Genomic DNA, 25,985 nt, shown 5'->3' on the forward strand with positions numbered 1-25,985 from the left:
CATGACCTGCCGTATAGACTGCCTGCAATATGCCAACTGGTCCGAAAAGATCTTCCGCCAGATGCGCGAGGGCGCCGTGGACGCGGTGCATGTCACCATCGCCTATCACGAGACCTTCCGCGAAACCGTTCTCAATATCGAACGCTGGAACCGCTGGTTCGAACAATACCCCGATCTGATCTTTCACGGCGAATGGGCGGGCGATATCGACAAGGCCCGCGCCACCGGGCGCACCGCGATCTTCTTTGGCGCGCAGAACCCCTCGCCCATCGAGGACGATATCGGCCTCGTCGAGGTGCTGCACAAGCTGGGCCTGCGCTTCATGCAGCTCAGCTACAACAACCAGTCGCTGCTGGCGACGGGCTGCTACGAGGCCGAAGACCCCGGCATCACCCGCATGGGCCGCCAGGTCATCAAGGAAATGAACCGCGTCGGGCTGGTGGTGGACATGAGCCATTCCGCCGACCGCTCCACCATCGAGGCCGCCGAGATCTCCGAGCGCCCCATCACCATCACCCATGCCAACCTGCATTCATGGCAGCCCGCCCTGCGCAACAAGCGCGACGACGTGGTGCGCGCCGTGGTCGAGAACGGCGGGATGATGGGGTTTTCGCTCTATCCCCACCACCTGCGCGGCAAATCCGACTGCACGGTGGATGATTTCTGCACCATGGTCGCCACCGCCGCCGAACGCTTCAGCGCCGAGCATTTCGGCATCGGCAGCGATCTTTGCCAGGACCAGCCCGACAGCATCGTCGAATGGATGCGCGTGGGCCGCTGGAGCAAGGAAATCGACTATGGCGAAGGCTCGGCCAGCGCGCCCGGCTTCCCGCCCCAGCCCGAATGGTTCCGCGACAACCGCGACTTCGGGAACATCGAAAGCGGGTTGCGCAAGGTGGGCTTCAGCGACTCCGAGGTCGCGGGCCTCATGGGCGGCAACTGGCGCCGCTTCTTCGAAAAGAACTTCATCCCGGCAAAACCAACGCCGGACTCGTAAGGGCCAACGCGCCCACCACGGTCATTCGCAGGGAGGAAAGAATGTCCGAAATCACCCCAACCGACGCCAGCCGCCAAAACGGCCTGCACCATATCAACAAGCCGCTTTTCGCCGTGACCGGCGGCTTCATCGCGCTGTTCTGCCTGATCGCGCTTTATGACCTCGACGTGCTCTCGTCGATGGTCGATTCCAGTTTCGCCTTTTCGGCCAGGTATTTCGGCCTCTACTGGCAGTTGCTGCTGCTGGGCACCTTCCTGATGGGGCTCGTGCTGGTGGTGCTGCCGGGCAGCAAGGCCATCATGGGCGGGCGCGACACGCCCGAATTCCCGCTTTTCCAGTGGGGCGCGATGATCATGTGCACATTGCTGGCCGGGGGCGGCGTGTTCTGGGCCGCGGGCGAGCCGATGGCGCATTTTCTCTATAACCCGCCCTATTTCGGCGGCGACGGCCCAACCCAAGAGGCGGTCAATCCCGCGCTCGCGCAAAGCTTCATGCATTGGGGCTTCCTTGCCTGGGCGATCCTTGGGGCGCTGACCACGGTGATGCTGATGCATTACCACTATGAAAAGGGCCTGCCGCTCTCGCCGCGCACGCTGCTTTACCCGGTCTTCGGCGATCGCGCGATCAATGGCCCCATCGGCCTCATCGCCGATGCCTCCTGCATCATCGCCGTGGTGGCGGGCACCGTGGGGCCGATCGGCTTTCTCGGGCTTCAGGTCAGCTACGGGCTGGGCGCGCTTTTTGGCATTCCCGATGCGTTCGGCACGCAGATGGTGGTGATCCTCGCACTGGTGTCGCTTTACACGATCTCGGCGATGACCGGCCTGTCCAAGGGCATCCAGATCCTCAGCCGTTTCAATGTCATCCTGGCCGGGCTGTTGCTGCTGTTCATGCTGGTCGCCGGGCCGACCATGTTCATCATCAAGGGCTTCTTCGGCGGTTTCACCACCTATCTGGGCGATTTCTTCGGCATGGCGCTTTATCGCGGCGAAGCGAGGCTCTTCGGCGATCCGGGCTGGCTTGGCTGGTGGACGGTGTTCTTCTGGGGCTGGTTCCTCGGCTACGGGCCGCTGATGGCGATGTTCATCGCGCGCGTGTCGCGCGGGCGCTCGATCCGCTCGATCATCATCATGCTCTCGATCGTAGCACCCATCGTCACCGCCTTCTGGTTCACCATCGTCGGCGGCACCGGCATCGCCCAGGAGCTGTCCAATCCCGGCTCGGTCTCGACCGCATTCGAGGGCTTCAACCTGCCCGCCGCCCTGCTGGCCATCACCCAGCAATTGCCGATGGGCTTCCTCGTGTCGGTCCTGTTCCTGATCCTGACGACGGTCTTCGTCGCCACCACCGGGGATTCGATGACCTATGTGATCTCGGTCGCCATGTCGAACGAGGACAAACCCGCCCTGCCCGTGCGCCTGTTCTGGGGCGCGGCGATGGGCGTGATGGCGCTGATCCTGATCTACACGGGCTCGGGCGGCGTGGGCAAACTGCAAAGCTTCATCGTCGTGACCGCCGTGCCGGTCTCGCTGGTGCTGCTGCCCTCGCTCTGGGATGCGCTGCGCATCACCCTCGCCAAGGGCCGCGAGGCCGGAAACTGACATGGAAAAACAGGGCGGCCCTTTCGCGGGCCGCCCTATATGCTTCAAAATGGGATCACAAAAAAGGGGAGGAAACCGCATGGAACAACATCAGGGCATGACGGTGCCGCCCCGCGATCCCGATCACGTGATGCGCCTCTCGCGGCTCGGATCGTTCCATCAATCCCGGCTCAGCTTCATGCGCATCCTTCTGCGCCGCATGGAATCCGAAGCCTGGCGCTTTGAACGCCCCGTCTTCGACATCGACGCGGCGGGCACCGGGCGCGCGGTCTATACCGCCCACGGCCCCGATCACAGCTATTCGCTGGTGGCCTTCGCCAATGACCTGCCCGCTGATCAACGCTCCGACCGGGTGATCGCCACCGCCTGGGACGCCACATTCACGCTGTTCGACGGTGTGCCGACCGATGCGGATCTCGACCGCCTGGAGCAGAATGTCCCCAAACAGGAAGCCGGGCGCATCACCGAAAGCGAACTGTCGCTCAGCCGCGCCAACCGCTCGGTGCGGCTCTGGGATCATGTGGTGGAACGTCTCGCCGCGGGGCGGCAACCCGACCGCGCCACCGTCGAAGAGGTGGGCTATCTCATGCGCACCACCGCCGTTTACGGCTCGGGCAAATTCGGCGCGGCGGATCGTGAGATGACCGCCGGGCGCCCCGAATTCCAGCCCCCTTTCCAGATCGAGATGCTTTCGGTCTACCTCACCCGCGCCTTCGTCATGGACCTTGTCGAACACATGGCTTTGATGCGCGCGCCTGACACCGCCACGGCGCTTGATCCCGACCTGCGCCGCCGCTTCGGCATCGGCAATTCCACCGGCCTCGGGATGGCGCCTTTTCTCGTCACGCACCCGGCCCTTCTCAACAACTGGATCGGCGCGCGCGAAGAGGCGCTGTCGCGCATCCGCTCGCTGCCCTCCGCCAGCACCACCGAGGCCGCAAGCCTGCGCAGCTTCGCGCGCCGCGCCGCCGCGCATGTTGCCGAATGGCATTCCGATCACCCCGCGCAGATCGCCAAGCTCGATGCGCTCGGCGCGGACATGCGGGCGCTACTGGCGCATCTCGACCGCGCCGATCTCTGCACCGACCACCCCTGGAACAGGCTCTGGCTCTGGGGCGAAACCGTGCTGTCGCTCGAGGGGCAGGAACTGCTGGCCTCGCTTCTCCTTGAACCCTACCCGCATCTCGTCGACGGGTTGGCCACCTGCATGGCGGCGGATGAAGCCGCCACATGGCGCATCGACGGGGCGATGTCGGTCGCGCGCCTGCGCGACCTGGTCGAGCGGATCTACGGCTGGGCGCTCGCCACCGACTGGAGCGAACCCGCCGCGCAGGCGCGGGTCTGGTATGTCTCCGAGGAAAAGCTGGAGCCGCGCCTGGGCGAACGCGCCGACGAGCCGCTCGAACCCTATGAACAGCCGCTCTGTCCGGGGCGCGACGCGGCGCGGATGCACGCCGACCTGGCCGCCACGCGCGAAACCACCGTCGCCGGGTTCCTCATGCGTCATCCCGAACACCGCCACGTCCTGCGTCGCGCCCAGATCGCCGCGCGCCTGCCCTATGCCGAGATCCGCGACAACACCATCGACGCATCGCTGCTGCCCATAGACATGCTGCGCATGAAGCTCAGCTTTTTCGGGGCCAGCCATTTCGACCCCCGCTCCGATCGCTGGGTGCGCATCAACATGTATCAACACGCCCCCTTCCCGCATGAACTGGGCCTGCGCTCGGGCGATGACTGGGCCTATCCCTTCCTCAGCGGGGCGGCCTCATGACCTGGTCGCTCAACGAAATCGAGACGCTTTCGCGCAAGGCGGCGCGCGGCGCGGGGCTCAGCTGGGGCCTCGCCGAAGAGGCCGGCAAGGCCGCCCGCTGGCTGGCCGCCGCAGGTCTGCCGGGGCCGCAGGTTCTGGCCGATCTGCTGACGCGCAATGACGGGCGCGATTACGAAACGCTTTGCCCCCACGAGGAACACGAAGGCACCTGGATCGCGCGCGGCGGCACGCTCTGCCCGCTGATTTCCGGCGCGGCACTCTCGGATCACGCCGAACGGCTGGCGCGGGGCGACGCGCTCACCCTGGGGCGCACGGCCTCGCCGATGCTGCTGCTGCCCTATCTTGACGCCGCCGCGCATCTCTCCGGGCGCGACATCACCGTCAGCTGGGATGGCGTCACCGTGACCTGCGGCCCGGCCGCGCGGCCCGATCCCGGCGCCGAGACGGCGCTTGGCGTCGCCATCGCGGAGTGCGTCACGATCCAGAGCGCCACCCCATCGGACACCGCGACGCCCCGCCCGGCACAAAGCCGCGCCGACATCCCCCGCGAAACGGCGGCCCGGCTCGACGCGTTCGCGCGCCGCACCTATGCACCCGAAACCCCCGAAAGCCGCCTCTCGGGCGCGGGCGCGGGGCTGACCGACAACGACTGACCCCCGGTCCCGAAATCGTGACCCCAAAAAATCCCTGATCATGTTAACCTGTATCCCGCGCGGGTCTCCCGCCGCTACCCGAGTCCCGCCCAGATCGCGCGGCGCGCATATCGCGCCCGAATGAGCAGAATTGGAGGGCAACATGGTCAAGACAATCGGAAATCCATTCACCTGGGCCGCGCAGGGCGTCTCGCATATGGGACATGCCGCGCGCGACGCCACCGCCGCCCTTGGCAGCGAAGTCACCGAACCGCCCGAAATCAACGCGATCACGCCGCGCGACCTCGGGATCGCCCTGCGCAAGGGGTATCGCGATTTCATCCGCTTTCGCAGCGACGTGATGTTCGTGGTGCTGCTCTACCCGATCATCGGCCTCTGCCTTGCGGCGCTGGCCTATCAGGGGGCGCTCTTGCCGATGCTGTTCCCGCTTGGCGCAGGCTTCCTGCTGCTTGGCCCCATCGCCGCCATCGGCCTTTACGAGATGAGCCGCCAGGGTGAGGAACGCGACGATGTCGGCTGGGGCGCGGCGCTTTCTGTGCTCAGGGCGCATAATATCGGCCCCGTCCTGGTGATGACCTTCTATCTTCTGGCGCTGTTCGCGCTCTGGATGGCTGCGGCGATGCAGATTCACGCCTGGACCCTCGGCCCCGACGCGCCCGCCAGCGTGACAGCCTTCGCCGCACAGGTCTTCACCACGCAGGCGGGCTGGACGATGATCGCGCTCGGCATGGGGGTGGGCTTTGTCTTTGCCGCCATCGTGCTGGTGATCAGCCTCACGGCCCTGCCGATGCTGATCGACCGGCATGTGGGCCTGCCCGTGGCCGTGACCACCTCGGTCAGGGTGGCGCGCAGGAACCCGTTCACCGTGGCGGGCTGGGGCCTCGTGGTCGCGCTGGGGATGCTGCTGGGAACGCTGCCGTTCTTCCTGGGGCTGATCGTGGTGTTACCGATCCTTGGCCACGCCACCTGGCATATCTACCGCGCCGCCGTGCCGCGCAGCTGACTCTGGCCGCAGGCCGGACAAGGGCGCGCGCCGGATCAGACCGGCGCGCCTTCGCCTTGTCATGCCGTCAGAACTGCCAAAGCGCGGGCACGAAGCGATGGATATCGCCGTCGCGCTGCACATGGCCGACGCCGGGGAATGGGAAATGATAGCCCAGAATCGCGATCCGGTCCTCGGCGGCCATGTCCAGTAGGCGCTTGCGCGTCGCCACCGTCTGCTCACCTTCATTGTCGAAGTTGTTGTACCACTCGGGATGCGCGAAGTTCGTATAGGCGTGGGTCATCGCATCGCCCAGCGCGATCAGCGATTGGTCCCCGCTATCCACCCGCAGGCTCATATGTCCCGGCGTGTGGCCCGGCGTGTCGAACATGGTCAGTCCCGGCACAACCTCGTGCCCGTCCTGCACCAGGGTCCATTCCGCACCATCCACCCCGATCGAGTTGACAGCCCCCAGCACGAATTGCTGATCCTCGGCGGGCACGCGATCGACCAGACCGTCCTGCATCCAGTAATCATGCTCGGCCTCGCCCATCAGGTATTGCGCGTCCGGGATGATCGCCTCGTCGAACCCGTCGCGGATGCCCCAGATATGATCGGGATGCGCATGGGTGATGACCACATGGGTGATCCCGTAAGGGTCGATGCCCGCCGCCTCCAGGTTGTCCATCAGCTTGCCGGTGTTTTCCATGAACCGGTTGCCCGAGCCGACATCGACCAGCACCTTTGCATCGCCGATTTCGACGAACAGGTGATTGGTGTGCGAATAGCCCAGATCGGGCGACAGGAAATGGCGCTTGAGGAACGCCTGCACCTCCTCGGGGTCGGCATTCACGCCCAGACCGTCCGTGGGCAGGCGGAAATACCCGTCCGAGACGATGGTGATGCGCGCATCCCCCACCGAAAAGCGGAAATGCGCCGGGTTGGCGCCCTCCGGCGCGCCCAGCTCGGCGCGCACGGCGGCGGGCATCGCGAATGCGGGCGCTGCCGCGGCCATTTTCAGAAGATCGCGGCGCGTGGGTTTGAGCAACGTCATGAAAAACCTCCCTTGATTCCGGCCCAAGGATAATGCCCGCTCGTATTTACGCAATGGATTTCGTGAATATGAATCCAGCGCCCCGCCGCGCGCGCCCTCAAAGGCGAAACCGCCCCTGAAACGCCACACTCGCTCCCATTGCCTGCCGCATAGCCCTGTCACGAACGGCCCCGACGCCACGCCAGCGGGAGAGCCCGATGCATGACGCCACAGCCTGTCCCTCGCGCCCCGCAACCGCATCGCGGGGCTGCACGCGCAACACGATCCTGCTCGGATTGGTGCTGTTGCAGCTTGCGCTTGCGCTGACGATCTCGTCCATCGCCGGCGCATCCTTCAACGATTCGACCGTCAGGATGCTGCTGCTTCTGGCCACCACGCTGGTGCCGCTCTTCATGATCGTGCTGATGATCGCGCATTTCCTGCACCTGGCGATCCTGCGACGCCCAAGGCGCCCGCTGCGAACCTTTATCAACGATATCCGCACAGTCGTCCTCGATCCGCGTCGCCTTGGCGCGGGGCTTGCCTCGCTGCTGCTGGTGGCGGTCTTCTCGAGCGCCTTTACCGATGCCAAGGCGAATATCGCGCAGATACAGCCATTCGCATGGGATCCCTGGCTCGCCGGGATCGACAGGGCACTCCATTTCGGCCACGATCCCTGGGTTCTGCTGCAACCGCTCTTCGGCTCGCCGCTGGCGACGACAGTCCTGAACGCCAACTACCATTTCTGGCTGTTCCTGCTGTATTTCATGATCTTCATGGCCGCTTTCGATCGCCACGAACGCGCCCGGAGCGCCCGCTTCATCTTTGCGCTGCTGCTGAGCTTTGCGCTTGGCGGCAACATTCTGGCGATCCTGCTCTCCTCGGCAGGGCCGGTCTATTTTCAGGCTTTCGGCTTTGGCACGGATTTCGCGCCGCTGATGCAGGGGCTGCGCGCCTCCGATCAGGTCAGCCCGGTCTGGGCGCTCGACGTGCAGCGCACGCTGCTGGAGGGCTTTCACGACGAGTCTGTGATCAGGGGGATCTCGGCGATGCCCTCGATGCATGTGGCCAGCTCAGCGATCATGACGCTTTATGCATTTTCATGGCGGCGCTGGGCGGGATGGCTGATGGTGCTGTTCAGCGCGCTGATCATGTTCGGCTCGGTGCATCTGGCATGGCACTACGCCGTTGACGCCTATCTGGCCATCCCCCTGGCGCTGCTCTGCTGGTGGCTCGCCGGGCGGCTCTGTCGCCTTCTGGCCGACCCCGCCTGACCGCCGCACCGGAACTTGCCCCGAAAACGGCCCAATCGCGCCGGGACGCTGTCATGATCCTCGGGCAAAAGGCGCGCAGTAAGGTTCTGTTCGGTGAACAAGGTCGGGTCATGGAATTTCAGGTCAATATCGCCACGCCGTGGCACAGTCTTCCGGGCCGCGCGGTCTGGCTCAACCGCTTCCTGCTCGTGCTGGCCGCGCTGCATCTTGGTGCGGCGCTGATCGTATCCCGGGCGCTCGGGCAGCCGTTTCATTCCTCGACCGTGGCGATCCTGCTGACGCTGTTCAGCACGATGGTGCCGGCATTCGTGCTGGTCCTCGCGTTCGGGCGTCTGGGCTGGATCGCCATCATGCAGCGCCCGGCCCGTCCGCTGCGCCGCTTCTTTCAGGACATCAAGGCCACGCTGCTTGACGCCGAACGCCTGCTGGGCGGCGCGGTGGCGCTGGTCACCATCGGCTTCATCGTCAGCACCGCCACCTTCCTCAAGGACATGATCCCCCTGATCGTGCCCTTTTCATGGGATCCCACCTTTGCCGCGCTCGACCGGGCGCTGCATGGGGGTCAGGATGCATGGCGTCTGCTCGCGCCGCTCCTGGGGTATCCGCTGGCGACCACGGTCATCAACGGCGCCTATCACATCTGGATCATGCTTCTGTATTTCCTGGTGTTCATTGCCTGTTTCGGCCGCGCCGAGGCCACCGGCCACCGCGCCTTCCTGCTGTCCATGGCAATGGCCTGGGTCTTTGCGGCGAACCTGCTGGCGACGGTGTTTTCCTCGGTCGGGCCGGTCTATTACGCCGCCTTCGGCTTTGGCGACACCTTCGAGCCGCAGATGCAGATGCTGCGCGACCTGCATGAGGTCAGCCCCGTCTGGGCGCTTGGCGTGCAGGACATGCTGCTTGACGGTTATCTCAACGGCGGGCCGGTGCGCGGCATTTCGGCCATGCCCTCGATGCATGTGACCACCGCCGTGCTGATGGCCTTCTACGGCTTCAGCCTGTCGCGCTGGATCGGCTGGGCGCTCAGCGTCTTTGCCGCGATGATCGTGGTCGGATCGGTGCATCTGGCCTGGCATTACGCCGTGGACAGCTACCTTGCGATCATCCTGGCGGCGCTGTTCTGGACGATCTCGCGCCGGCTTCTGTCACGCGATCCGATCTGACTGACGCACGCAAAGCCCGGTCAGAGCGTTTCCTGCAACCGCGCCACGTAGCGCGCCAGCGTGTCGATCTCCAGATTCACGAGGTCGCCCACCACCGCATCACCCCAGGTGGTCGCGTCCTTGGTATGCGGGATCAGGTTGATCCCGAAATCGCAGCCCTCGACCTCGTTGACCGTCAGCGACGTGCCGTTCAGCGCCACCGAACCCTTGGGCGCGACGAACCGCGCCAGCGCCTCGGGCGCCCGCAAGGTGAAGCGCGTGCTGTCGCCCTCGTCGCGGATCGCCACGATCTTTGCCAGCCCGTCGACATGGCCCGACACGATATGCCCGCCCAGCTCGTCGCCGACCCTGAGCGCGCGCTCCAGGTTCACCCGATGTCCCTCGGCCCAGCCATCGAGATTGGTTTTCGACACGGTCTCTGCGCTGATATCCACGTCGAACCAGTCGCCGCCCTTGTCCACCACCGTCAGGCACACGCCGTCACAGGCGATGGATGCGCCGATATCGACGCCGCCCATGTCATAGCCGCTCGCGATCCGCGCCCGCAGATCGCCGCGCTTCTCAAGCGCGCGCACCCGCCCGACATCCGTGATGATCCCCGTGAACATGGCTGGCCTCCACACTTCATGCCCTTCGCACCTAGCCCCGCGCGCGCCCCATGACAAGGCGTCACACGCCACCCCGTTGCCCCGGAAAGGACTTATTTTCAGCGCCGGACTGCGCTAAAGGTAACGGACGGGTAACAGGTGCGCGTTTAGGGTTTTGGCATCATGGCAGGCAGTGACCGGACATTTCTGTTTCTCCAGGGGCCGCATGGCCCCTTCTTTCACAAGCTCGCGGCCATGCTGCGCCGCACCGGCGCGCAGGTCTGGCGGGTCGGCTTCAACAGCGGCGACAGGGCATTCTGGGGCGATCGCGCCAGCTATATCCCCTATCTCGGCACCATTGATGACTGGGCGCGGACGTTGCGCGCGCTTCTCAGCGAAAAATCCGTCACCGACCTCGTGCTTTACGGCGATACCCGCCCGGTCCATGCCGAGGCCGTCGCCATCGCGCGCGCCGCGGGCCTGCGCATCCATGTCTTCGAGGAAGGCTATCTGCGCCCCTACTGGGTCACCTATGAACGGGACGGCTCGAACGGCCATTCGCGCCTGATGTCGCTCGATGTCGATGATATGCGCGCCGCACTCGAACGCTGCGACATGGACGCCCCGCCGCTGCCCCCGGCCAGCTGGGGCGACACCCGCCAGCATGTGTTCTACGGCGCGCTCTATCATGGCTTCGTGCTGTTCCTGAACCGCCGCTACCGGAATTTCCGCCCGCATCGCGCACTCTCTGTCAGCCAGGAATTCAGCCTTTATCTGCGCCGCCTGCTGCTCATGCCCTTTCAGGCGATCGAGCGGCGCATCGCCACGCTGCGCGTCACGCAAGGCGGCTTTCCCTATCACCTGGCGCTCCTGCAGCTCGAACATGATTCCGCCTTTCAGGCCCATTCGCCCTTTTCCACCATGGGCGAATTCCTCGAAACCGTGATCGCCGGTTTCGCCAGCGGCGCGCCGCGCCACCACCACCTCGTGATCAAGGCCCACCCGCTCGAGGACGGGCGCGCGCCGATCCGCCGCGATGTCCGCCGCCTGGCCCGTGCGCATGATATCGCGCACCGGGTCCATTTCGTGCGCGGCGGCAAGCTTGCGGGCCTGCTCGACGAGGCCCGCAGCGCCGTCACCGTCAATTCCACCGCCGCTCAGCAGGCGCTCTGGCGCGGCATTCCTCTCAAGACCTTCGGCGCCGCCGTCTATGACAAACCCGAATTCGTCTCCTCGAAATCGCTGACCGAATTCTTCGCCGGGGCCGAACGCCCCGACCGGCGCGCCTATGCCGACTACCGCCGTTTCCTGCTGGAAACCAGCCAGGTATCGGGGGGGTTCTACTCCTCTCGCGGGCGGCGCCAATTGCTGCGCCAGACCGTCGACATGATGCTCGCCGCCGAAGACCCCTATGACGCGCTGCGCTCGGGCACCGCGGCTCCACGGCAACAGTTGCGCGCCGTGACCTGAGCCGGATCGCTCAAGACTCTGGATTTAACGCCGCATTTCCGGTAGCTTGCCCAAAAATACAAAAAACAAGCAGGCAGAAAAAGGTCGAGGAGACCGAGCAGTGAAACCCAGAACCAGTCGCCGGGCGCAATCCGTCGCCCTTTTAATGAGTGTCGTAATGGTCTCAGCCTGCGCACTCCCTCGTGTCGGCCCCAACAAGAACGAAATCTATGCCGGATCGGTGCAACGCCAGGGTGATGCCTTCATCGTCACGGTGAATGACCGCGTGACCCGCGCCACGGCCGTGCAACCCGCGCTTGGCTTTTCCGAAGCCTTCCGCAATGCCGGACAGCTGGGTTCGGACACGATCCGCCCCGGCGACGTGCTGGGCCTGACCGTCTGGGAGAACGTCGATGACGGGCTGCTCGCCGGTCAGACCACCAACCAGACCATCCTCGAAGAGGTCCAGGTCGATGGCTCGGGCTTCATCTTCGTGCCCTATGCCGGCCGGGTCCGGGCCGCCGGCAACACGCCCGATGCGATCCGCCGGATCATCACCTCCAAGCTCGATGAACAAACCCCCGATCCCCAGGTCGAAGTGCGCCGCGTCGCCGGGGACGGCTCCACCGTCTCGCTCGTCGGCGCGATCGGCGCGCAGGGTGTCTACCCGATCGAGCGCCCGACCCGCACGCTCTCGGCGATGCTGGCCGCGGCGGGCGGCATCTCCATCGAGCCGGAAATCGCCCAGATCACCGTCATCCGGGGCGGCGAGCGCAGTCAGGTGTGGTTCCAGGACCTCTACAGGGATCCCAGCTTCGACATCGCGCTGCGGGCCGGTGACCGGGTTCTCGTCGAAGAGGATACCCGCTCCTTCACCGCGCTTGGCGCCACCGGCGCCCAGGCCCGCGTGCCCTTCGAATCCCAAAGCCTCTCGGCTGTCGAGGCCCTCGCTCAGGTCGGCGGCCTGACGCCCAGCGCGGCCGATCCGACCGGCGTCTTCGTCATGCGCAACGAACCGGCCGAAATCGCCAATCAGGTTCTTGGCCGCGATGACCTCATCGGCGCACAGCGCCTTGTCTATGTGCTGGACCTCACCAAGCCGAACGGCATGTTCATGGCGCGTGACTTCGTGATCCGCGACGATGACACGCTCTACGTCACCGAAGCGCCCTTCGCGCAATGGAGCAAGGTCATCTCGGCCCTGACCGGCACGCTCGGCGCGGTCGGTTCGGTGGCCTCCACGGCCAGCGCATTCAGCAGCGAGTGATGCGGGCGCCCGCCGCGCCCGACCCCGCCGCGCCGGAAATGGCGCGGCGGGTTCTCTATTTCAACGCCGGCTTCCTGCGCCAGCGCCGCCTGCGCCGCATCATGGCGCTGGCGGGCTATCCGCTCAGCCTTGGCCGCCCCCGCGCGCAGGACCTGATCGCCGTCTGGGGCCAAAGCCCCTATGCGCGGCGCGGCGCGGCACTGGCCGCCCGGAGCGGCGCGCAGCTCCTGCGGGTCGAGGACGCCTTTCTGCGCTCGCTTCATCCGGGGCGCTCGGGCGAGCCGCCGCTCGGCCTTCTGATCGACCGGACCGGCGTGCATTTCGACGCGCGCAGCCCGTCCGATCTCGAAACCCTGCTGGCCACCCACCCGCTCGATCAGACCCCGCTTCTCGATCGCGCCCGCGAAGCCGCCGCCCGCCTGCCCGAATCCGACCTCAGCAAATACAACGCCTTCGATCCCGCCGCGCCCTGCCCCGATCCCGGCTACGTGCTGGTGATCGACCAGACACGCGGCGACGCCTCGCTCACCGCCTGCGGCGCGGATGCCAACAGTTTCCGCGAGATGCTGACCTTCGCACAACAGGAAAACCCCGGCGCGCGCATCCTGATCAAGACCCATCCCGAAACGCTGGCTGGCCACCGTTCGGGGCATTTCTCCAGCGCCGATGAAACCGCGCGCATCAGCCTTTTCGCCGACCCGGTCAGCCCCTGGCACCTCCTCTCGGGCGCCACCGCCGTCTATACCGTCAGTTCGCAACTCGGTTTCGAGGCGATCTTCGCAGGCCACCGCCCGCATGTCTTCGGCCAGCCCTTCTATGCCGGCTGGAACCTCACCGAGGATCGCCACCCCGCCGCCCTCGCGCGCCGCGGCCGCGCCCTGACCCGCGCACAGCTCTTCGCGGGCGCGATGATCCTCTATCCCACATGGTATGATCCCGAACGCGACCGCCTCTGCCCGCTTGAGGATGCAATCGGCGCGCTCGAAGCCCGCGCCCGCGCCTGGCGCGAGGACCGCCACGGCTGGGCCGCCGCCGGCATGCGCCTCTGGAAGCGCCGCGCGCTGCAAGGGTTCTTCCATGCGCCGGGCGGCGGCATGCGCTTTTGCAAGACCGTGCCCGACGCCACGCGGCGCGCCGCCGCCACGGGGCGGCGCGCCATGGCCTGGGCCTCCGCCACCGCCCCCGACGACGACATCCTGCGCGTCGAAGACGGCTTCTTGCGCTCGCGCGGACTTGGCGCGCGGCTCGTGCCGCCGCTCTCGCTGGTCTGCGACGATCTCGGGATCTATTACGATCCCACGCGCGAAAGCCGGCTTGAACGCCTGATCGCCGCCCGCGCCAGCCTGCGTCCCGGTCAGGATGCCCGCGCAGGGGCGCTGATCCGTGCGCTTTGCGATGCGGGCCTCAGCAAATACAATCTCGGCGGCGCCCTGTCTGCCCTGCCCGCCCTGCCCGGCACCGGCCACCGCATTCTCGTCCCCGGTCAGGTCGAGGACGACGCCTCGATCCGCCTCGGCGCAGGCGACCCCGCGACCAATCTCGGCCTCCTCGAACATGCGCGCGCCGCCAATCCCGATGCGCTCATCCTCTACAAACCCCATCCCGATGTCGAAGCGGGCCTGCGCCCCGGCGCCGTCGCGCCCGATGCGCTCAGCGGGCTCGCCGATCATGTGCTCACCGGTTACGACCCGGCCGCCCTCCTCGAACATGTCCACGAGGTCTGGACGATGACCTCGCTTCTCGGCTTCGAAGCGCTCCTGCGCGGCCTCCCCGTGACCACCACCGGCGCGCCCTTCTATGCGGGCTGGGGCCTCACCCGCGATCTCGGGCGCATCCCGGCGCGGCGCGGCGCGCGCCCCTCGCTTCACGGCCTCGCGCATGCCGCCCTGATCGACTACCCGCGCTATCGCGACCCGCTCACCGGCCAGCCCTGCGCCGTTGAAACCATCGTCGCCCGCCTCGCCGCACCCGGGGGTCTGCCCTCGCCCGGCCCCGCCAACCGCATGCTCTCGAAACTCCAGGGCCTCCTCGCCAGCCAATCCTGGCTCTGGCGGTGATCCCCCTTCATCTGGCCGCAAATACCTCGGGGGGTCCGGGGGGCTGGCCCCCCGGGGTCAGATGATCGCGTGACGCATCCTTGCCGACACCCATTCGCTCAAGACCACCGTCGCCAGGATCAGCAACAGGATCACCGACACCTGGCTCCAGGCCAGCACATTCAGCGACGCCTGCAACTTCAGCCCGATACCGCCCGCCCCCACCAGCCCCAGGATGGTGCTCTCGCGGATATTGATATCCCAGCGGAACACCGCGATCCCCCAGAAGGCCGGCATGATCTGCGGCACGATCCCGTAACTCACGACCTGCGCGCCGCTCGCGCCGGTCGCCGTGACCGCCTCGATCTGGCGCGCATCACTCTCCTCGATCGCCTCGTAAAGCAGCTTGCCCACGAACCCGATCGAGCGCAGCGCGATCGCCACGATCCCCGCCAGCAGCCCCGGCCCGATGATCGCCACCAGCAAGAGCGCCCAGATCAGCGAATTGATGGACCGCGAGGTCACGATGATGAACAGCGCGGCCGGGCGCAGCACATGCGCCGACGGCGTCGTATTGCGCGCCGCCAGAAACGCAACCGGCACGGCCATGATCACGCCCCCGATCGTTCCCAGCGTGGCGATGTTGATCGTATCCCAGAGCGGCGCCCAGAGCTCGGCCATGTATGACCAGCGCGGCGGCACCATCCGGTTGCCGATATCGGCCGCCTGGCGCGGCGCATCGGCCACGAAGAACCAGATCGTGTCGCGGGTCATCACCTGCCAGCACCAGGCAAACAGCGCCACCAGCGCCAGCCACCCGCCCCACAGCATCAGACGCGCGCGCCCGCTCCTGAAGCTCCAGACCTGGCTGTAATGGGTGATCCCGTTCATTGCAGGAACGTCCTCAGATAGCTCGACCCGTATTCGGCGACCATCACGATGACGATGATGATCAGCAGAACCGCCCCCGCACTGTCGTATTCATAGCGGTCGATCGCGGTGTTCAGCGTCGCGCCGATTCCGCCCGCGCCGACGATCCCGATCACCGCGCTTTCGCGGAAATTGATGTCCAGCCGGTACAGCGACAGGCCGATCAGCCGCGGCATCACCTGCGGCTGCACGGCATAGTTCACCAATTGCCACCAGGACGCGCCGATCGCGCGGATCGCTTCGGCCTGGGCCTCGTCGATCTCCTCTATGTCGTCTGCCAGCAGCTTCGATATGAAGCCGATGGTCGCGAAACTCAGCGTCAGGAAGCCCGCGAGCGGGCCAAAGCCGAACATCGCGACGAAAAAGATCGCGATGATGATCTCCTGCAAGGCCCGGCTGACGGCGATGATCCCCCGGCAGAGGTAATAGATCCCGCGCGGCGCCAGGTTGCGCGCCGCCCCGATCCCGATCGGCACCGAGATCGCCACCCCCACCACCGTCGACGTGAGCGTCATGGTCAGGCTTTCCACCAGCCCCTGGCTGATATCGCGCCAGCGGCTGGTGAAATCGGGTTGCAGGAACCCCATCGCGAAACGCTGCCCGCGCTCCAGCCCGTCATGGACCCGCGCCCAGTTCACCTCGACCGAGCCGATGGCAAGCACAAGATAGACTAGGATCGCGATCTGGAGCGCGATGCGCCAGCGCCGGTCACGCACGATCTGCGGCGGGCGGCGCCAGCGCCTCGGGTAAGTGGCCGCGCCGCTCATCGCGCCAGCGCCTCCAGCCTTGCCTTGGCATCCGCCTCGGCCTCGGCCTGCTCGCCGTCGCCCTGGCGCATGGCGTTCCAGTCCTCCGCGCCATAGATCTCGGTCAGCGCGCTTTCGGTCAAGGCTTCAGGGGGGCCGTCGAACACCACGCGCCCGGCCCGCAGCCCGACGATGCGCTGCATGAATTGCTGCGCCAGCGGCACGTCATGAATGTTGACGATCGCCGGCAGGTTGCGCTCGGCGCAGATCTCGGTCAGCAGCCGCATGATCTGGCGGCTGGTCTTGGGGTCAAGGCTGGCGGTGGGTTCGTCCACCAGCAGAAGTTCCGGCTCCTGCGCCAGTGCGCGGGCGATCCCGACCCGCTGGCGCTGCCCGCCCGACAGCGCATCGGCGCGCTTGTCGGCATGGTCGATCAGCCCCACCCGGTCCAGCAGGCGATAGGCGCGCGCGATATCGGCGGGCGTGTACCGGCGCAGGAAACTGCGCCAGAACGGAACATACCCCAACCGTCCCGACAACACGTTTTCCATCACCGTCAGCCGCTCGACCAGCGCATATTCCTGAAAGATCATGCCGATCCGGCGGCGCTGACGGCGCAGATCCCCCTTGCCCAGCGCCACCAGGTCCACCGCCCCCAGCATGACCTTGCCCGCGCTCGGCTCGACCAGCCGGTTGATGCAGCGGATCAGGGTCGACTTGCCCGCGCCCGACGGCCCGATCAGCCCCATGATCTGCCCTTCCGGCACATCGAGGCTCACCTCGCTCAGCGCGGTTTCGCCGGTCCTGTAGGTTTTCGTCAGCCGTTCAAGATGCAACATGCGCCAGGTTCTCTCTCGGGGTCTTCCACATGCCATGCGGGCGGCCCGGATCGGGGCCGCCCGCCAGCAATGCCGTCGCGTCCGGCTCAGTTGCAGTCGTAAACCACGCCGTTGGCCTCGTCGATCGTGCGGATCACCGACCAGTCATCCTTGAAGGTGATCTCGATGAACTGATCCTCGCCATTGCGGCCGAACTCCTCGGCCAGCGCCGTGCCTTCCCAGTCATAGCTGAAAAAGGCATCGCGGATCTTTCCCTGCAAGTCGGGCGCCAGGTTGTGGGCCGTGCCATAGCCCGTGGTCGGGAAGGTCTGCGACTGGTAGATCGTGACCAGCTGATCCTCGGATACGACCTCGCGGTCGATCATCCGGCCCTTGACCGAATTGGCAATCGAGGCGGCGATGTAATCCTTGTTGGCGACACCCAGGATCGAATTGTCATGCGCCCCCGAGAAGGCCGCCTCGAAATCCTCGCCCGCGCTCATGCCGAACTCCGCCTTCAGGATCGCCGACGGCGCCTTGAACCCCGAATTCGACGTTTCCGAGGTAAAGGCCAGCGTCTGGCCCTTCAGGTCCCCGACCTTCCCGATCCCGGACCCGGGATAGGTGACGATCTCCATCTCGTAACCGAAGGAACCATCCTCGGCCGCCATCATCGCAAAGGGGCGGAACCCCGCACAGGCCACGGCCAGCGGGTTCGACCCGGTGTTGAACCCCGCCACATGCAGGCGCCCGGCGCGCATCGCCTCGATCTGCGCGGCGTTGGACTGGACCGGGAAGAACTGCACCTTCTTGCCCGTCACTTCGGACATATGCGCAAGGAAACCGGCCCAGACCTCGGCGTAAACCGCCGGATCCTCGACCGGCGTATAGGCGAAGATCAGCGTCTCGGGGTCGACCCATTGCGCGGAGTCCTCGGGAATGTCGGCGATCAGATCCCCGTCATTATCGGTGTAACGCTCGCTCAGCTCGAATTCGGCCTGCGCGGGCAGCGCCAGCGCCAGTGCGGCGAAGGTGGTCAATGCGGCTGTGGTCTTCATGGGATCCCCTTTCTCGGATTCGGTCTCCCGCCGGGGATATCCGCGCAATGTAACAATTTCCCGAAAACCGCCACGCCGCTCACGCGCGCCCGCTTCATCTGGCCGGAAAATACCTCGGGGGAGTCGCCGCTTGCGGCGACGGGGGCAGCGCCCCCTGACCGGCCTCAGCCGCGCCGCCAGCGGCTCAGGGTGTCGCCCCCCACCGCGCGCGTTTCAGCCAATGCGAAGCGCTCCGCCCCCGCCAGCCGCTCAAGGCCCAGCGCGCCGATCCCCGGCAGGCCTTCGGCGCCGATGGCGATCCCGGCGCGGAACACCACCAGCTCATCGACCAGCCCCGCCCCCAGCAGCGACGCCGCCAGCCCCCCGCCGCCCTCGCAAAAGACCCGCGTGATGCCCTTTTCGCCCAAGGCCCGCAGCACCGAGCCCATATCCAGCTGCCGCCCCGTCAGATCGCAGGCGATGCGCGTCGCGCCCACCCCGTCCCAGGCCTCGGCCAGCGCCGCATCCGGGTCCGGGCCGTGACACAGCCACAAGGGCACCTCGCGCGCGCTCTGCGCCAGTTGCGACATCAGGGGCAGGTCCAGCCGGCGCGACACCACCACCCGCACCGGCTGGCCGGTGATGCCAAGCCCGCGCACCGTCAGCATCGGGTCATCCGCCCTTGCCGTGCCCGCGCCCACCATCACCGCGTCATGGCGCGCGCGCATCGCATGGACCATGCGGCGCGCCTCGGGGCCGGTGATCCACTGGCTGTCGCCCGATGCGGTGGCGATGCGCCCGTCAAGCGACATGGCCAGTTTCAATGTCAGATGCGGCAGCCCGGTCCCGGCCCGGCTGAGGAACCCGCCCAGATCGCGCCGCGCCGCCTCGGCACAGATGCCCGTCTCCACCTCGATCCCGGCCTCGCGAAGCCGCGCGAACCCTTGTCCCGCGACGCGCGGATCGCTGTCGGCGATGGGGGCCACGACCCTGGCCACACCAGCGGCGATCAGCGCATCGGCGCAGGGCGGCGTCTTGCCGTGATGGGCACAGGGTTCCAAACTTACATAGACGGTCGCGCCGCGCGCCTGTCCTGCGGCATGCGCCAGCGCGCGGACCTCGGCATGCGGGCGCCCGCCCGGCGCCGTCCATCCGCGCCCGACGATCCGGCCATCCTTCACGATCACGCAGCCCACCGCCGGGTTCGGCCAGCAGCGGCCCTGCCCGCGCCGGCCCAGCGCCAGCGCCAGCGCCATGTAGCGGGCGTCCTCCCCGCGCATGGCGCTACTCGTCTTTTTGCTTGGCTTCGGCGATCGCCTCGTCGGGGCGCAATTCGCTGACGAACTTGTCGAAATCATCCGCCGCCTGGAAATTCTTGTAGACGCTGGCAAAGCGCACATAGGCCACGGTATCGATCCGCGCCAGGCTCTCCATGACGATCTCGCCCACCACTTTGGAGGGGATATCCGTCTCGCCCATGCTTTCCAGCCGCCGCACGATCCCCGAGATCATCTGCTCGATGCGCTCGGGATCGACCGGGCGCTTCTGCAAGGCGATCCGGATCGACCGTTCCAGTTTGTCGCGGTCGAAATCCTCGCGCCGCCCATTGGTCTTGACCACCACAAGGTCGCGCAGCTGCACCCGCTCATAGGTGGTGAACCGCCCGCCGCATGCGGGGCAGAACCGCCGCCGACGGATCGAAACATGATCCTCCGCAGGGCGTGAATCCTTGACCTGTGTATCTATATTTCCGCAAAACGGGCAGCGCATCGGCCGTTCCCCTTTTCTGGTCTGCCTCTCGATGGTGGGTCTCAGGCCCACTTATCCACAACCACTATAGGGGAGCCGCAATGCTTTGGGTAGGGGTGAAATGCCGCCCCAACATGAATGACCTATGCGCCCCTTTGATGCCGTTCCCACGATGATTACATGGGCGGTATCAACGCCACGACACCCGAATTCCAACGCCGAAAGGACAGTCCCCATGAGCGACAAGACGCTATTCATCACCGGTGCCTCCAGCGGCATCGGCGCGGCCACCGCCCGCGCCGCCGCCGATGCGGGCTGGAACGTGGCGCTGTTCGCGCGCAACGGCGAAAAGCTCTCGGCGATCGCCGACGAAATCGGCAATGACCGCGCCCTCGTCCTGCCCGGCGATGTCACGCAATATGACGAGGTCGCCGCCGCCATCGAACGCGCCGCCACGCATTTTCAGGGGCTTCAGGCGGTCTTCGCCAATGCGGGCATGGGGCTCGACACGCCCGGCGCCGAACATGGCGACCCAAAGGAATGGCGCGCCATGATGGAGGTGAACGTCATGGGCCTTCTGTGGACGACCCGCGCCGCCATGGCCGCCTTGCGCGCCAGCCAGGGGCATCTGGTGATGACCGGCTCGGTCGCCGGCAAGATCCACCTGCCCGGTTCGGTCTATGGCGCCTCGAAATGGTTCGTCCACGGTTTCGCCGGCAACATGTCCCGGGAGATGCGCGAATGGGGCGGGCGCTGCACGGTGATCGCGCCGGGCATGGTGGATACCCCGTTCTTCGCCGAGCCCAAACCCGACAAGCTGCAACCCGAGGACGTGGCCGCCAGCGTGGTCCATGCCCTCGATCAACCACGCCGCGCCGACCTGCGCGAACTGGTGCTGATGCCCGGCTACTGACGCGGGCTACGTTCCCGACAGATGCGCCGCCACCGCGCGCCGGTGGGGCGTATCGCGATGCTCGAACAGGTAAATGCCCTGCCATGTGCCCAAAAGCGGATGACCCCCATGCACCGGGACCGACAGGCTGACCGGCAGCATCGCCGCCTTGATATGGGCGGGCATGTCGTCGGGGCCCTCCTGGATGTGGCGCATCCAGGACATCGCCGGGTCATTGCCCGGCGGCACCAGCCGCCCGAACCATTCGCGCAGATCGCGGGTGACGTCCGGGTCGGCATTTTCCTGGATCAGCAGACTGGCCGATGTGTGGCGGATGAACAGCGTCAGCAGCCCCGCATCCACCCCCGATCCGGCCACCCATGCGGTGACCTGACGGGTGAATTCATAAAGCCCCTGCCCCTCGGTCGCGATGGTGAAACTGGTCTGCATGGCTCGGCACTCCCGCCATTTGTTGCGCCTGGCGTTCCGGCACTGGCCCGCCGCCTCCTGCGCCGCACAAGTGTAACACAGCGACGCGCGCGCGGCCCAATCCTTTCCATCGCGTGACGGCACGGCGCGCCGCGTTCACCCCCTCTTCACCGCGCGCCCGGTTCACATTCGCGCAACCATGCCCCGTGCCCGCCAGGCGCGCGGCGTCAAAGGTCAACAGGGCGCACGGTGATGCATCCCGACCTTCTCCAGCGCCCCGAGCGGCCCTTTCAGGCCGCTTCGGGCGGTGTGTACAAACCTGCGCGCGTCCTGCCCGATATCGGTACAAAACCGGTGTACAAAACGGACGTTTCGTACAAAAAAAGCCGCGTCTCCGCGGCTTCTTTTTCTCTCGTCCGGTGCCCTTGGGCGGGGCTACTGATCCAGGAAGGACCGCAGCTTGCGCGACCGGCTCGGATGCTTGAGCTTGCGCAGCGCCTTGGCCTCGATCTGGCGGATGCGTTCGCGCGTCACGCTGAACTGCTGGCCCACCTCTTCAAGCGTGTGGTCGGTGTTCATGCCGATCCCGAAGCGCATCCGCAGCACCCGTTCCTCGCGTGGGGTCAGCGATGACAAGACCCGCGTCGTGGTTTCCTTGAGGTTGTCCTGAATGGCGGAATCCAGCGGCAGGACGACGTTCTTGTCCTCGATGAAATCGCCAAGCTGGCTGTCCTCCTCGTCGCCGATGGGCGTCTCGAGGCTGATCGGTTCCTTGGCGATCTTCATCACCTTGCGGACCTTTTCCAGCGGCATCTGCAGCTTTTCGGCCAGTTCCTCCGGGGTGGGTTCGCGGCCGATCTCGTGCAGCATCTGGCGCCCGGTGCGCACCAGCTTGTTGATCGTCTCGATCATGTGGACCGGGATGCGGATGGTGCGGGCCTGATCGGCGATCGAGCGGGTGATCGCCTGACGGATCCACCATGTCGCATAGGTAGAGAACTTGTAGCCCCGGCGATACTCGAACTTGTCCACGGCCTTCATCAGGCCGATATTGCCTTCCTGAATGAGATCAAGGAATTGCAGGCCGCGGTTCGTGTATTTCTTGGCGATGGAAATGACCAGCCGCAGGTTGGCTTCGACCATTTCCTTCTTGGCCAGACGGGCCTCTTTCTCGCCCTTCTGGACCTGGCTCACGATGCGGCGGAATTCGCTGATATCAAGGCCGACATACTGGCCCACCTGCGCCATGTCGGCGCGCAGTTCAGCAACCTTTTCCGGGTGGCGCTCCATGAACATCTGCCAGCCCCGGCCCGATTTGGCGGCCATGTCGTCCAGCCAGTTGGGGTCCAGTTCGCGGCCGCGATACTCGTCGATGAATTCGCGGCGGTTGATGCGGGCCTGGTCGGCCAGCTTCACCATCGCGCTGTCGATCTGCATGATCCGCCGGTTGATGCCGTAAAGCTGGTCGATCAGCGCCTCGATCCGGTTGTTGTGCAGGTGCAGCGAGTTCACCAGCTCGACAATCTCCGAGCGCAGCTTCTGATAGGTCGCCTCCTGCTTTTTCGAAAACGAGCCGTCCTCGTTGAGCGTGGCCGAGATACGGCTATCCTGCATTTCGCTCAGCATCTCGTAATCGTCGGCGATCCGGTCCAGCGTCTCCAGAACCCGCGGCTTCAGCGCGGCCTCCATGGCGGCCAGGCTCATGTTGGCCTGTTCTTCCTCCTCCTCGTCGTCGTCGTCATCCGAGGCGATGGGATTGCCGTCCGCATCCAGTTCGGGCTGGTCGTTCTCTTTCTTTTCCGCCGGCGCAGCGGCGACATTGGCGGCCTCGACCACCGGTTCGGCGCCCTCTTCGTCAAGCTGGTTGCCGAAGGTGGTCTCCAGGTCGATCACATCGCGCAGCAGGATGTCCTCGCCCAGAAGTTCGTCGCGCCAGATGGTGATGGCCTGAAAGGTCAGCGGGCTTTCGCACAGGCCCGCGATCATGGTGTTGCGCCCGGCCTCGATCCGCTTGGCGATGGCGATCTCGCCTTCGCGGCTCAGCAACTCGACGCTGCCCATCTCGCGCAGATACATGCGCACCGGATCGTCGGTGCGGTCCAGCTTCTCGTCCTTGCCCGAGCCGAGCGCCAGTTCGCCCTTCTTGCCGATCTCGGCAACGGCGGTGGTTCTGTGCTCCTCGTCCTCGGCGTCTTCCTCCTCGATGATGTTGATGCCCATCTCGCTGAGCATCGACATCACATCCTCGATCTGCTCGGACGAAACCTGATCGGGCGGCAACACCTTGTTGAGCTGATCGTAGGTAATGAACCCCTTCTCGCGCGCCTCGGCGATCATCTTCTTGACCGCAGTCTGGCTCATATCGAGCGACATCTCGGTGTCCTGCTCGTCCGGCTTTTGGTCGTCGTTATCCTTGGCGGCCATGAAGGTCTCCTGAACAATGGGCAGTCCGGGTGATTCGTTCAGTACGAATCAATAGCGCGATCTGCTGATTCGCACACCCTTTACCCTGTTTTCTTTACCTATTCCTCACCAAACGACAATCAACGCGTCGGTTTGGAAAAGGTGATGCGATCAAGCAGCGCATCCAGGCGCTCACGCTCGTCGCGACTGATTCGGGCGCCGTTATCGGCTAGGTCGTATTCCGTGTGGTCCTCGCTCTGACTGCGCAAGGTGCGCTGGCGTTGTTCTGCGGCCTGCCCGAGGCGCCACGTGACGGCCTCGTCGGCCACCCCGGCAAGATCCTCGGCCGCCTCACTTACTTCGGCATCAAGCCCGCGCTCGGCCTCCAGCTTCGCCAGTTCCTCGGCGATGGTCATGCGCGCCATGTCGGTGTCTCCGGGCCGGCGCACTGCGGGCGCCAGCGCGACATGGGGCAATCCGAGCAGCTTTTCAAGGGCCTCACCACCGAATGTCTCGTCGATGCGCTTGCGCAAATCCTGCGCCCCTTCGGGCGCGTGCCTCAGGATCAGCGCGCGCAGACGCTCGTGGTCGGGATCAGTGCAGATCATCGTTTCAAGCGCGCTTTCCACATCGTCGAACACCTCCGGCGTGCAGATCACCGAGGCCAGCACCACCGCCTCGCGCAGGCGATGCGGCGCGCCATCACCGGCGGCGGCCAGAAGCGAGGAACGCGTGCCCGGTCGCGCGGGCTCCGGGGCCGGCTGCCAGCGCCCGGTGCTGCCGATCCGGCCACCCTGACGGCGCGACCCGCCCGGCGCGCGGCGCGGGCTGAACAGCTCCCACCGCAGATCCTTGATCGCCTGTCCGTAATGGCTGCGGATCGACGGATCACGGATCAGTTTGATCTTCTCGCGCAGCGCCTTGTCCAGTGCGGCGCGCCGCTCGGGGCTGTCGAAATCGCGCCCCTCGGTCTCTCGCCGCCACAAGAGCTGCACCATCGGCACTGCCGCGTCCAGCACCTCCCGCAGCGCGCCCGCGCCCTTGGCGCGCAACAGGTCGTCCGGGTCCTGCCCCTCGGGCATCAGCGCGAAACGCAGCGACTTGCCCGCCTCGATCAGCGGCAGCGCAAGGTCGATGGCGCGATAGGCCGCGCCCAGACCGGCCCGGTCGCCGTCCAGCGCGATGATGGGCTCGTCGGATATCCGCCACAGCATCTGCAACTGATGCTCGGTGATTGCCGTGCCAAGCGGCGCAACGGCGGCGTCCAACCCCGCCAGCGCCAACGCGATCACGTCCATGTAGCCCTCGGCCACGATCAGCGGCTTGCCCTTGCCCGCAGCCTCGCGCGCAGGGCCGTGGTGATAGAGCGTGCGTGACTTGTCAAAAAGCTCGGTGTCGGGGGAGTTATAGTATTTCGCGTCGTCATTTGGATCCATCGCCCGCCCGCCAAAGGCGATGCAGCGCCCGCGCGGGTCGCGGATCGGGAACATGATGCGGTTGCGAAAGACGTCATATGGCCGCCCGCCCGGCTTGCGGCTGGGGCGGGCCAGCCCGCACTCCATGATCAACTCGTCGGCAATGCCCTTGCCCTTGAGGTGATCCCACAGCGCCTGCCAGGCCGCGGGGGCGAAACCCAGCTCGAAACGCGCCTGTGCTGCCTCGTCCAGACCGCGCCCCGCAAGGTATTCGCGCGCGGCGGCGCCGCCCGCGGTCCTGAGCTGAAGGCCGAAGAACTGCACCGCCGCTTCCATCACCTCAGCCAGCTGACTGCGCCGGTCGGCCTTCTGCTGCGCCTGCGGGTCGCGCTCGGGGATCTGCATCCCCGCCTCCTGTGCCAGAATGCGCACGGCCTCCATGAAATCGACGTTCTCGGTCTCCTTCACGAAGCTGATCGCGTCGCCCTTGGCATGGCAGCCAAAGCAGTAATAGAATCCCTTGCGGTCATCGACATGGAAACTGGCGGTCTTTTCCTGATGGAAGGGGCACGGCGCCCACATGTCGCCCTTGCCCTGATTGGACTTGCGGTTGTCCCACATGACCTTTCGGCCCGCCACCTGGGCAAGCGAGGTCCGTGTTCGCAATTCATCGAGGAAGCCGGGCGGTAGACTCATGCTTGGGAATATGGGCGATCCTTGGCGCGTGGGCAAGATCACCCGAGGCGCTGT

Annotated in this window: 22 protein-coding genes; 11 read left to right on the forward strand and 11 right to left on the reverse strand. The window is 66.0% G+C overall.

Annotation, left to right across the window (positions count from 1 at the left end):
• Window position 1: 1 nt before the first annotated feature.
• The 5 genes from N5A93_RS05715 (at window position 2) to N5A93_RS05735 (ending at window position 6,028) form a co-directional block, all read left to right on the forward strand.
• A complete protein-coding gene (locus N5A93_RS05715) occupies window positions 2-997 on the forward strand; it encodes a membrane dipeptidase (protein ID WP_268954115.1) in 996 nt (331 codons plus the stop codon).
• A 41-nt stretch (window positions 998-1,038) separates the two neighbouring features.
• The gene (locus tag N5A93_RS05720; protein ID WP_268954116.1) at window positions 1,039-2,598 is read left to right on the forward strand and encodes a BCCT family transporter; all 1,560 of its coding nucleotides are present in this window, start codon (window positions 1,039-1,041) and stop codon (window positions 2,596-2,598) included.
• Between the two features lie 79 nt (window positions 2,599-2,677).
• Window positions 2,678-4,372 (forward strand): hypothetical protein, encoded by a 1,695-nt coding sequence (locus tag N5A93_RS05725; RefSeq protein WP_268954117.1) that lies wholly within the window; start codon window positions 2,678-2,680, stop codon window positions 4,370-4,372.
• Window positions 4,369-5,025, forward strand: a complete 657-nt coding sequence (locus tag N5A93_RS05730) for a DUF3726 domain-containing protein (RefSeq protein WP_268954118.1) — start codon at window positions 4,369-4,371, stop codon at window positions 5,023-5,025. The genes N5A93_RS05725 and N5A93_RS05730 overlap by 4 nt, the downstream gene beginning before the upstream one ends.
• 142 nt (window positions 5,026-5,167) lie before the next feature.
• Window positions 5,168-6,028, forward strand: a complete 861-nt coding sequence (locus N5A93_RS05735) for a DUF2189 domain-containing protein (protein WP_268954119.1) — start codon at window positions 5,168-5,170, stop codon at window positions 6,026-6,028.
• 67 nt (window positions 6,029-6,095) lie between these two features.
• On the opposite strand, the gene N5A93_RS05740 is transcribed toward N5A93_RS05735, so the two are convergent.
• Window positions 6,096-7,061, reverse strand: a complete 966-nt coding sequence (locus tag N5A93_RS05740; protein ID WP_268954120.1) for an MBL fold metallo-hydrolase — start codon at window positions 7,059-7,061, stop codon at window positions 6,096-6,098.
• Window positions 7,062-7,258: 197 nt separating this feature from the next.
• Here N5A93_RS05740 and N5A93_RS05745 point away from each other — a divergent pair, with 197 nt between their 5' ends.
• Both N5A93_RS05745 and N5A93_RS05750 read left to right on the forward strand, forming a co-directional pair.
• The gene (locus tag N5A93_RS05745; protein WP_268954121.1) at window positions 7,259-8,314 is read left to right on the forward strand and encodes a phosphatase PAP2 family protein; all 1,056 of its coding nucleotides are present in this window, start codon (window positions 7,259-7,261) and stop codon (window positions 8,312-8,314) included.
• 53 nt (window positions 8,315-8,367) lie between these two features.
• Window positions 8,368-9,477, forward strand: a complete 1,110-nt coding sequence (locus N5A93_RS05750) for a phosphatase PAP2 family protein (protein WP_268954122.1) — start codon at window positions 8,368-8,370, stop codon at window positions 9,475-9,477.
• Between the two features lie 20 nt (window positions 9,478-9,497).
• Here the strand turns inward: N5A93_RS05750 and N5A93_RS05755 are convergent, their stop codons facing one another.
• Window positions 9,498-10,085 (reverse strand): riboflavin synthase, encoded by a 588-nt coding sequence (locus N5A93_RS05755; RefSeq protein ID WP_268954123.1) that lies wholly within the window; start codon window positions 10,083-10,085, stop codon window positions 9,498-9,500.
• A 162-nt stretch (window positions 10,086-10,247) separates the two neighbouring features.
• Here N5A93_RS05755 and N5A93_RS05760 point away from each other — a divergent pair, with 162 nt between their 5' ends.
• The 3 genes from N5A93_RS05760 (at window position 10,248) to N5A93_RS05770 (ending at window position 14,837) form a co-directional block, all read left to right on the forward strand.
• Window positions 10,248-11,534 carry a capsule polysaccharide biogenesis protein gene (locus tag N5A93_RS05760; RefSeq protein ID WP_268954124.1) on the forward strand — a complete coding sequence of 429 codons (1,287 nt, stop codon included), beginning with the start codon at window positions 10,248-10,250 and terminating at the stop codon, window positions 11,532-11,534.
• Window positions 11,535-11,691: 157 nt separating this feature from the next.
• Window positions 11,692-12,780 (forward strand): polysaccharide biosynthesis/export family protein, encoded by a 1,089-nt coding sequence (locus N5A93_RS05765; RefSeq protein ID WP_268954125.1) that lies wholly within the window; start codon window positions 11,692-11,694, stop codon window positions 12,778-12,780.
• Window positions 12,780-14,837: a capsule polysaccharide biogenesis protein gene (locus N5A93_RS05770; protein ID WP_268954126.1), complete on the forward strand. Its 2,058-nt coding sequence runs from the start codon at window positions 12,780-12,782 to the stop codon at window positions 14,835-14,837. Before N5A93_RS05765 ends, N5A93_RS05770 begins: the two co-directional genes overlap by 1 nt.
• 57 nt (window positions 14,838-14,894) lie before the next feature.
• Here the strand turns inward: N5A93_RS05770 and phnE (N5A93_RS05775) are convergent, their stop codons facing one another.
• The 6 genes from phnE (N5A93_RS05775) to nrdR form a co-directional block, all read right to left on the reverse strand.
• Window positions 14,895-15,707: a phosphonate ABC transporter, permease protein PhnE gene (gene phnE / locus N5A93_RS05775; RefSeq protein WP_268954127.1), complete on the reverse strand. Its 813-nt coding sequence runs from the start codon at window positions 15,705-15,707 to the stop codon at window positions 14,895-14,897.
• On the reverse strand, window positions 15,704-16,513 hold the full coding sequence (gene phnE, locus N5A93_RS05780; RefSeq protein ID WP_268954128.1) for a phosphonate ABC transporter, permease protein PhnE: 810 nt from the start codon (window positions 16,511-16,513) through the stop codon (window positions 15,704-15,706). Before phnE (N5A93_RS05780) ends, phnE (N5A93_RS05775) begins: the two co-directional genes overlap by 4 nt.
• The gene (gene phnC / locus N5A93_RS05785) at window positions 16,510-17,331 is read right to left on the reverse strand and encodes a phosphonate ABC transporter ATP-binding protein (protein ID WP_268954129.1); all 822 of its coding nucleotides are present in this window, start codon (window positions 17,329-17,331) and stop codon (window positions 16,510-16,512) included. The genes phnE (N5A93_RS05780) and phnC overlap by 4 nt, the downstream gene beginning before the upstream one ends.
• 86 nt (window positions 17,332-17,417) lie before the next feature.
• Complete coding sequence (gene phnD, locus N5A93_RS05790) at window positions 17,418-18,368, reverse strand: phosphate/phosphite/phosphonate ABC transporter substrate-binding protein (protein ID WP_268954130.1); 951 nt, start codon at window positions 18,366-18,368, stop codon at window positions 17,418-17,420.
• Window positions 18,369-18,532: 164 nt separating this feature from the next.
• Window positions 18,533-19,627, reverse strand: a complete 1,095-nt coding sequence (gene ribD / locus N5A93_RS05795) for a bifunctional diaminohydroxyphosphoribosylaminopyrimidine deaminase/5-amino-6-(5-phosphoribosylamino)uracil reductase RibD (RefSeq protein WP_268954131.1) — start codon at window positions 19,625-19,627, stop codon at window positions 18,533-18,535.
• A 4-nt stretch (window positions 19,628-19,631) separates the two neighbouring features.
• Window positions 19,632-20,117 carry a transcriptional regulator NrdR gene (gene nrdR / locus N5A93_RS05800; protein ID WP_268954132.1) on the reverse strand — a complete coding sequence of 162 codons (486 nt, stop codon included), beginning with the start codon at window positions 20,115-20,117 and terminating at the stop codon, window positions 19,632-19,634.
• Between the two features lie 214 nt (window positions 20,118-20,331).
• On the opposite strand from nrdR, the gene N5A93_RS05805 reads away from it, so the two are divergent.
• Window positions 20,332-21,009: an SDR family oxidoreductase gene (locus N5A93_RS05805; protein WP_268954133.1), complete on the forward strand. Its 678-nt coding sequence runs from the start codon at window positions 20,332-20,334 to the stop codon at window positions 21,007-21,009.
• 6 nt (window positions 21,010-21,015) lie between these two features.
• Here N5A93_RS05805 and N5A93_RS05810 read toward each other — a convergent pair whose 3' ends face one another.
• The 3 genes from N5A93_RS05810 to dnaG all read right to left on the reverse strand — a co-directional run bounded on the left by N5A93_RS05810 (window position 21,016) and on the right by dnaG (window position 25,931).
• Window positions 21,016-21,438 (reverse strand): secondary thiamine-phosphate synthase enzyme YjbQ, encoded by a 423-nt coding sequence (locus N5A93_RS05810; RefSeq protein WP_268954134.1) that lies wholly within the window; start codon window positions 21,436-21,438, stop codon window positions 21,016-21,018.
• 414 nt (window positions 21,439-21,852) lie between these two features.
• A complete protein-coding gene (gene rpoD / locus N5A93_RS05815; RefSeq protein WP_268954135.1) occupies window positions 21,853-23,841 on the reverse strand; it encodes an RNA polymerase sigma factor RpoD in 1,989 nt (662 codons plus the stop codon).
• Between the two features lie 119 nt (window positions 23,842-23,960).
• A complete protein-coding gene (dnaG, locus tag N5A93_RS05820) occupies window positions 23,961-25,931 on the reverse strand; it encodes a DNA primase (protein ID WP_268954136.1) in 1,971 nt (656 codons plus the stop codon).
• Between the last annotated feature and the right edge of the window lie 54 nt (window positions 25,932-25,985).

It is taken from the genome of Roseovarius salincola, assembly GCF_026891095.1.
Classification (GTDB): domain Bacteria; phylum Pseudomonadota; class Alphaproteobacteria; order Rhodobacterales; family Rhodobacteraceae; genus Roseovarius; species Roseovarius salincola.

Coding starts and splice junctions, on each gene's coding strand:
- N5A93_RS05715 (WP_268954115.1), top strand. CDS start 2: ATGACCTGCCGTATAGACTGCCTGCAATATGCCAACTGGTCCGAAAAG.
- N5A93_RS05720 (WP_268954116.1), top strand. CDS start 1,039: ATGTCCGAAATCACCCCAACCGACGCCAGCCGCCAAAACGGCCTGCAC.
- N5A93_RS05725 (WP_268954117.1), top strand. CDS start 2,678: ATGGAACAACATCAGGGCATGACGGTGCCGCCCCGCGATCCCGATCAC.
- N5A93_RS05730 (WP_268954118.1), top strand. CDS start 4,369: ATGACCTGGTCGCTCAACGAAATCGAGACGCTTTCGCGCAAGGCGGCG.
- N5A93_RS05735 (WP_268954119.1), top strand. CDS start 5,168: ATGGTCAAGACAATCGGAAATCCATTCACCTGGGCCGCGCAGGGCGTC.
- N5A93_RS05740 (WP_268954120.1), bottom strand. CDS start 7,061: ATGACGTTGCTCAAACCCACGCGCCGCGATCTTCTGAAAATGGCCGCG.
- N5A93_RS05745 (WP_268954121.1), top strand. CDS start 7,259: ATGCATGACGCCACAGCCTGTCCCTCGCGCCCCGCAACCGCATCGCGG.
- N5A93_RS05750 (WP_268954122.1), top strand. CDS start 8,368: ATGATCCTCGGGCAAAAGGCGCGCAGTAAGGTTCTGTTCGGTGAACAA.
- N5A93_RS05755 (WP_268954123.1), bottom strand. CDS start 10,085: ATGTTCACGGGGATCATCACGGATGTCGGGCGGGTGCGCGCGCTTGAG.
- N5A93_RS05760 (WP_268954124.1), top strand. CDS start 10,248: ATGGCAGGCAGTGACCGGACATTTCTGTTTCTCCAGGGGCCGCATGGC.
- N5A93_RS05765 (WP_268954125.1), top strand. CDS start 11,692: ATGGTCTCAGCCTGCGCACTCCCTCGTGTCGGCCCCAACAAGAACGAA.
- N5A93_RS05770 (WP_268954126.1), top strand. CDS start 12,780: ATGCGGGCGCCCGCCGCGCCCGACCCCGCCGCGCCGGAAATGGCGCGG.
- phnE (WP_268954127.1), bottom strand. CDS start 15,707: ATGAACGGGATCACCCATTACAGCCAGGTCTGGAGCTTCAGGAGCGGG.
- phnE (WP_268954128.1), bottom strand. CDS start 16,513: ATGAGCGGCGCGGCCACTTACCCGAGGCGCTGGCGCCGCCCGCCGCAG.
- phnC (WP_268954129.1), bottom strand. CDS start 17,331: ATGTTGCATCTTGAACGGCTGACGAAAACCTACAGGACCGGCGAAACC.
- phnD (WP_268954130.1), bottom strand. CDS start 18,368: ATGAAGACCACAGCCGCATTGACCACCTTCGCCGCACTGGCGCTGGCG.
- ribD (WP_268954131.1), bottom strand. CDS start 19,627: ATGCGCGGGGAGGACGCCCGCTACATGGCGCTGGCGCTGGCGCTGGGC.
- nrdR (WP_268954132.1), bottom strand. CDS start 20,117: ATGCGCTGCCCGTTTTGCGGAAATATAGATACACAGGTCAAGGATTCA.
- N5A93_RS05805 (WP_268954133.1), top strand. CDS start 20,332: ATGAGCGACAAGACGCTATTCATCACCGGTGCCTCCAGCGGCATCGGC.
- N5A93_RS05810 (WP_268954134.1), bottom strand. CDS start 21,438: ATGCAGACCAGTTTCACCATCGCGACCGAGGGGCAGGGGCTTTATGAA.
- rpoD (WP_268954135.1), bottom strand. CDS start 23,841: ATGGCCGCCAAGGATAACGACGACCAAAAGCCGGACGAGCAGGACACC.
- dnaG (WP_268954136.1), bottom strand. CDS start 25,931: ATGAGTCTACCGCCCGGCTTCCTCGATGAATTGCGAACACGGACCTCG.